The sequence below is a fragment of the Pseudomonas sp. Sample_11 genome (assembly GCF_004307505.1).
Taxonomy (GTDB): domain Bacteria; phylum Pseudomonadota; class Gammaproteobacteria; order Pseudomonadales; family Pseudomonadaceae; genus Aquipseudomonas; species Aquipseudomonas atacamensis.
In genome coordinates this window covers 1-6094 of record NZ_RCOD01000083.1, presented here as the reverse complement: position 1 = coordinate 6094, position 6094 = coordinate 1, and the positions used below count along the sequence as shown (strand labels likewise).

Genomic DNA, 6094 nt, shown 5'->3' with positions numbered 1-6094 from the left:
GAAGGCGATGCGTGATGCGGTGTCGATTCCGGTGACGGTGAAGCACCGGATCGGGATCAACGGGCGTGACAGCTATGAAGAGCTGTGCGATTTCGTTGGCACGGTGCGTGATGCCGGTTGCACCAGTTTTACCGTGCATGCGCGGATTGCGATTCTGGAGGGGTTGTCGCCGAAGGAGAATCGCGACATTCCGCCGTTGCGCTATGACGTCGCGGCGCAGCTGAAGGCGGATTTTCCGGAGCTGGAGATTGTGCTGAATGGCGGGATCAAGACCATGGAGGCCTGCCATGAGCATTTGCAGACCTTCGACGGCGTGATGTTGGGGCGTGAGGCTTATCACAATCCGTATTTGCTGGCGGAGGTGGATCAGCAGTTATTTGGCAGTTCGGCGCCGGTGATCAGTCGGGCTGAGGCGTTGGCGCAGTTGCGGCCGTATATCGCCGAACATTTGCTGGCCGGTGGTGCGATGCATCACATCACGCGGCATGTGCTGGGCCTGGGCACCGGGTTCCCGGGGGCGCGCAAGTTTCGTCAGTTGTTGTCGGTGGATATTCACAAGGCCAAGGATCCGCTGGCGTTGCTGGATCAGGCGGCTGAGTTGCTTGAAGGGCGTTGATTGATGGTTTGGGTGTGCGGGCGACGCATGAGCGTTGCCCGGTGTTTTGATGTACTGACAGGATGTCTCTTGGTTATGCCCGCGTTTAAACGTGCTCTATTCAATCGCTTCACCCTCCTCGCTTTATGCTCGACGGCTTCCTCCAACATCTTCGCCGACTGCAATTTTGCGCGAGGGTGTGGTGAAGGGAGCGGTGGCCCTTTTGAATCAACGCAAATGTCCGGCTTTCTGGTGTTCACGGCGACGATGGTGTCGGTCGATGGAACCTCGGACGTATCCGGCCTCAAAAAACGTGTTTACTCGGCTGAGGAAATCGAAGCCGCGCGGTACTTCCTGGCCAGCGACGGCATGCTGCAAGCCGCGTATTTCACCTCGGCCTTGCAGCGCTTTCGTCAGGAGTCGTCGGATTCGACGTTAAACGATCTCGCCGTGGCGGCGTTGATCAGCGCGCAGTGATCAGGCAGCCGCTGCGGCGGTCCAGTTCACCCAGCCAAACAGCCACGTCGCCAGAATCAGCAAACCAAAACCGATCCGGTACCACGCGAACGCGGCATAGCTGTGGTTGGCGATAAATTTCAGCAGGCCACGCACGGCGATCATGGCGAAGATGAACGCGGTGACGAAGCCGAGGGCGAAGACTGGCAGGTCGTTGGGTTGGAACAGGTCGCGGTATTTGTAGCCGGAATAAACGGCGGCACCAACCATGGTCGGCATGGCGAGGAAGAACGAGAACTCGGTGGCGGCTTTGCGCGAAAGGCCGAAGAGCAGCCCGCCGATGATGGTCGAGCCGGAGCGCGAGGTGCCGGGAATCATCGCCAGGCATTGTACGAAACCGACCTTCAACGCGTGGGACCAGCGCATGTCGTCGACATGTTCGACGCTGACTACATGGCTGCGCTGTTCGGCCCACAACATGACGATGCCGCCAACAACCAGGGCCACCGCAACGGTGATCGGGTTGAACAGGTATTCATGAATCGCGTCGGCGAATAACACGCCGAGGATAACGGCAGGGAAAAACGCGATCAGCAGATTAAGGGTGAAACGTTGCGCGTTGCGCTCGGTGGGCAGGCCTTTGACGATTTCGAAGATCTTCGGACGAAACTCCCAGACCACAGCAAGAATGGCCCCCAGTTGAATAATGATGTTGAACGCCATCGCGCGTTCGCCGCCAAACTCGAGCAGGTCGGCGACAATAATCTGGTGGCCGGTACTTGAAATGGGCAAGAACTCGGTCAAGCCTTCTACCGCGCCTAATATCAACACCTGGAAAAGGGTCCAGAAATCCATTAATCCTCCGTCAGAGCACTCAGGGTGAGCGACCAGTCAATAACACTCAGGGGTTGAGTATCTGAGTTACACAATTGGCGCATATGAAGATCTAAAGATCGCAGCCTTCGGCAGCTCCTACATTTGGAATGCATTTCCATGTAGGAGCTGCCGAAGGCTGCGATCTTTTGATTTCGAAGAATAGGTCTAACGGACTGCCACACTCAAGTCATGTTAGTAATCGTCGGCCGACGAACTAAACGGAAAAAATTTACATCTATTACTACAAATATTTCAGTTCAGATATGAAGTGTGATCAACCTCACACATTGTTGACATGGCCAATCAATGGCAAAAGGACATAGACAAAGCCATCGCCACAAGCTCAAAATAGTGGCACCATTGCATATAGCCATCACTTACGCATTAGTTCACAAGCCCGAGAAAATCAACTAAAAGCCTGAAAAGCTTAGTTATTGTTAGAAAACTCGGGAGACACGTCTAAAATCCGCACAAATGTTACCAATTGTCAGTCACAGATGAGAACCGGTGCTTTAACATCCCGATGTCAGCACCTAATTCGAGTCAACGCATGATGCTCTCAGGGAACTTGGCGACGAGAAGTCCGCGCCCGACAAATGATGAATCCGGTGTTCTTGCTCTGGGTCGTACACTGGGTGTGGCTGATCATTTCAGATCGCTGATCGCAAAGCACGTGCAGCCCGATATGACTCTGGAAACAGGTGCTTTCACTAGTTCATATAAGCAGCACGGTTACATCGGTTCCTACCGCGCCATTTTCGTCATCATCGATAATCCACAAGCTATCGAAGAAAATCTGGCCCTGGTGCAGACCCTGCGCGATGACAACTTGAAGCCACTTATTTGCGCTGTCGTTACCGGCCGCGGTGCCGTCAACAAGATCAAATATTTCCTCGCCGGGGCGGATGCCTGTATCAAGCTCAACACATTGAGCGATGACAGCGAAGACTTGCTGGCGGAGTTCTTCAACAGCGAAGACTGGCAACGAGATATCAATCTCACGCTTGATCCGACGCGGATCTGCCTGATGGACAGTCGGCGCAAACTGGATATCTCTTTCGCCGAAATGAAGATCCTCGAGGCCTTTGCGCACACCGGCAATCACATTCTGAGTCATGATGAAATCGCCAGCATCATGGGCCTCAACGCCAATTTCTACGACCCTCGGGCACTGGAAAAATCAATCAGTCGCTTGCGTGGAAAAATCAAGGACATGTATGGTACAAACGCGATTCAGAGCATCCGCGGCTACGGCTATCGCCTGATGCGGGGCCTGATATCGACTGCCTGAGTCTCGGGCAGTCTTCCCTTTTGCATACGTACGAAGGATCGTCTGATGCAGCCATATCGTTTCAATTGCGCCTCATACTTATTAAAACTCAAGCACTTGAATGAGCACGGCATCACGCCACATAACAATAAAACTCCATAACATAGCAGCAGATCGAGTGGAATTTATCGATGGCCATTTTCGGCCAGAACCCTGCCTACGATTACTTCCGAGGAAGTCATTGCTCGCCTGCCGATTTATCTTTTAGCCAATTTTGGTGTGTATTTAGGAGAGAGACATGGAAACGAGTACAACCCTCCCCAGAAAATATTTTGTTGTTGTGACGCACAGCACAACGTCGCAACGTGAACTGGAAAGCATCTTGTCCAGTGAGCGTTTCAATTCGTTTGGCACGTCGCAGGCACAAATGTTTGTTGAAGGTGTTGCTTCGCCCTCTTCCGCCCCGATGGTCATGGAGTTCAGTTACCCAAGCCTCAGCCGAAAGAATGTTGCGCGCAGTATCGAACATGATACCCAACGCATACTGGCCACCCTTGAAAATGAATGGCGAGCTGCGCAAACAGACAATCCGTTTCAAAGCTTCCCGACCCGCAGTGCAGAACGCGCTCATATCTCCAATGTCTGCGAGAGCACTGAGCCTTGCAGCGACACCTGGCATCTTGACGATGAACAAGGCGTGTTGCTCAAGGACAATGTTGCGATCAGCCTGACTGGTTTGGAAACCGCTCTGGTCAGGAAAATGCTGAGCCATGAAGAGCGCGTGGTCAGTCGTGATGACTTGATCATCAGCATTGGTCGGGAACCCGAGCAATACCGTGGCCTGGAAATGTGCCTGAGCCGATTGCAGGATAAATTCAAGAGCGCAAGTAATGGCGAGCGATTGTTCCGAGCTGTAAGAAATCGCGGATATTGCCTGATCCAGGAAGTCGTCGCTTAATCACAAGCGACACACAAACCAAGACAAACAGATATAAAGTGCGACTACAACAACAAGAAGAGCACTCTGTTTGGTTTTCCCTCCCTGATTTAATAAAAGCTTCCCTGCCTCCACCCTTCAACAGTAACAAATACGCCCTCGCTTTTTCATCCCCCGCTCTACGACCTTTTCTAACAACCTTCTATTTAATTATTAAAAAGTTGGCATTGTGCCATCTTGTTAGAACTCGTCAGACACCATTCCCGGCAATAACTTAGTCTATTGGCTGACGACAGTTCGGCTCTCGATGTTGTTACCTCAAGACACTCGCTAAAACAAAAACAATAAGTCTGCATAACAACTCGGCTTTCAACTGTTGAAACCTGAATGGACGTCTTTTGGGGATATCGTATGGATCTTTCTCTCAGTATTAATCGAAGCACGGGCCTCAAGGGACTGACCTTTTGGGGCCAATGGGCGCTGGCACAGGCTTTCGTTGTGACGCTGCTGTTCATCCTCGCTGAACAGCACACCGGCACCGTCGCGTTCTACTACCGAATGTGCGCCACCCTCGCCGTCCTGGCGTCGGTGCCCGCTTACACATTCACGGGCGTTTACCGCAAACGCGACAACTACCTGACCGGCCTCGGCCGCTTGTTCATGGGCTGGTCGATGACCATGGCCGCGCTGGCGTGCATCGCGTTTGTCTGCCAGGCCGATGAGCTGTTTTCCCGTCAGGTGATTCTCAGCTGGGCGGTGTATGGCTTCCTCGGTCAGGCGTTCCTCTACGCGCCGCTGCATGCGTTTTCCAAGTACTACCAGCGTTCGCGTAAAAGCGAACACCGGACGTTGATCGTCGGTACTGGCGAATTGGCGTTGGGCCTGGCGAAAAAGCTCAGCCAACTGGAAAACCTGCCGCTGATCGGTCTGGTCAGCAACGGTGACAAACCGGTCCTCGCTTCCGACGCACCGCGTGTAGTAGGTGCTCAGGACGAGTTGCTCGAGCTGATCGAAGCCCACGACATTCGCCGCCTCTACATTACTCTGCCGCTGTGCGAAGCCGCGAAAATCGAAGCGATGTATGTCGACTTACTAGGGGCCAACGTCGATGTGGTGTGGGTGCCGGACTTGAACAGCCTGACCCTGCTCAATCATTCGGTGAAAGTCGTGGACGGCCTGCCGGCGATTTACCTCAACGAAAGCCCGCTGACCAGCCGCCCGACCGCTGCCCTGAGCAAGAGTCTGGTTGAGAAAACCGTGGCATTCCTGGCGATCATCGCGCTCAGTCCGCTGCTGTTGATCATCGCTCTGGCGGTGAAAATCAACTCGCCCGGCCCGGTATTTTTCAAGCAGGACCGCCATGGCTGGAACGGCAAGGTGATCAAGGTCTGGAAATTCCGCTCGATGCGTGTTCACGATGACCGTGAAGTGAAACAGGCCAGCCGTAATGACTCTCGCATCACCGCAGTAGGCCGTTTTATTCGCCGTACTTCGCTGGACGAGCTACCGCAGTTGTTCAACGTGTTGCAGGGGCACATGGCGCTGGTGGGGCCACGGCCGCATGCGGTGGCGCACAACAATTACTACTCGGGCAAGATCCTCGCTTACATGGCGCGTCACCGAATCAAACCGGGGATCACTGGCCTGGCACAGATCAGCGGCTGCCGGGGTGAGACCGACACCATCGACAAGATGCAGAAGCGTGTCGAGATCGACCTGCAGTACATCAACAGCTGGTCGTTGTGGCTGGATCTGAAGATCCTCGTTAAGACGCCGTTTACGTTGTTGTCGAAGGATATTTACTGAGGTTCAGCGCTTCAGATCACAAGGGGACGAAAGTCCCCTTTTTTGTGGGCGGGGTTTGGGTAACCGGTATTGCTCAACCACACAGGATCATTGTGGGAGCTGGCTTGCCAGCGATAGCGTTAGCCCAGGCAATGGAGTTGTGATTGAGCGGCCC

6 protein-coding genes are annotated in these 6094 nt (G+C 53.7%); 5 read left to right on the top strand and 1 reads right to left on the bottom strand.

The genetic code is table 11. The features are described 5' to 3' along the window. Together dusA and D8U60_RS22885 are read left to right on the top strand one after the other, a co-directional pair. A partial coding sequence (dusA, locus tag D8U60_RS22890; RefSeq protein ID WP_130901007.1) for a tRNA dihydrouridine(20/20a) synthase DusA occupies positions 1–616 on the top strand: 616 nt, incomplete at its 5' end. A gap of 75 nt (positions 617–691) precedes the next feature. After that, entirely contained in the window at positions 692–1072 is a 381-nt protein-coding gene (locus D8U60_RS22885) for a DUF2388 domain-containing protein (protein ID WP_130887509.1), read from the top strand. On the opposite strand, the gene D8U60_RS22880 is transcribed toward D8U60_RS22885, so the two are convergent. After that, positions 1073–1906 carry an undecaprenyl-diphosphate phosphatase gene (locus D8U60_RS22880; protein WP_016775449.1) on the bottom strand — a complete coding sequence of 278 codons (834 nt, stop codon included), beginning with the start codon at positions 1904–1906 and terminating at the stop codon, positions 1073–1075. It lies immediately after the preceding gene. A gap of 571 nt (positions 1907–2477) precedes the next feature. Here D8U60_RS22880 and D8U60_RS22875 point away from each other — a divergent pair. The 3 genes from D8U60_RS22875 (at position 2478) to D8U60_RS22865 (ending at position 5940) form a co-directional block, all read left to right on the top strand. Continuing rightward, positions 2478–3218, top strand: coding sequence for a winged helix-turn-helix domain-containing protein (locus tag D8U60_RS22875; protein ID WP_122699469.1), 741 nt, complete (start codon positions 2478–2480; stop codon positions 3216–3218). Positions 3219–3495: 277 nt separating this feature from the next. After that, on the top strand, positions 3496–4155 hold the full coding sequence (locus D8U60_RS22870; RefSeq protein WP_122699470.1) for a helix-turn-helix domain-containing protein: 660 nt from the start codon (positions 3496–3498) through the stop codon (positions 4153–4155). Between the two features lie 390 nt (positions 4156–4545). Next, positions 4546–5940: an undecaprenyl-phosphate glucose phosphotransferase gene (locus tag D8U60_RS22865; RefSeq protein ID WP_122880626.1), complete on the top strand. Its 1395-nt coding sequence runs from the start codon at positions 4546–4548 to the stop codon at positions 5938–5940. The last annotated feature ends 154 nt before the right edge of the window (positions 5941–6094 follow it).

Bases quoted from the DNA above. Each gene is read 5' to 3' on its own strand.
- D8U60_RS22875 (WP_122699469.1), top strand. From the start codon at position 2,478: ATGATGCTCTCAGGGAACTTGGCGACGAGAAGTCCGCGCCCGACAAAT.
- D8U60_RS22880 (WP_016775449.1), bottom strand. From the start codon at position 1,906: ATGGATTTCTGGACCCTTTTCCAGGTGTTGATATTAGGCGCGGTAGAA.
- D8U60_RS22885 (WP_130887509.1), top strand. From the start codon at position 692: ATGCCCGCGTTTAAACGTGCTCTATTCAATCGCTTCACCCTCCTCGCT.
- D8U60_RS22870 (WP_122699470.1), top strand. From the start codon at position 3,496: ATGGAAACGAGTACAACCCTCCCCAGAAAATATTTTGTTGTTGTGACG.
- D8U60_RS22865 (WP_122880626.1), top strand. From the start codon at position 4,546: ATGGATCTTTCTCTCAGTATTAATCGAAGCACGGGCCTCAAGGGACTG.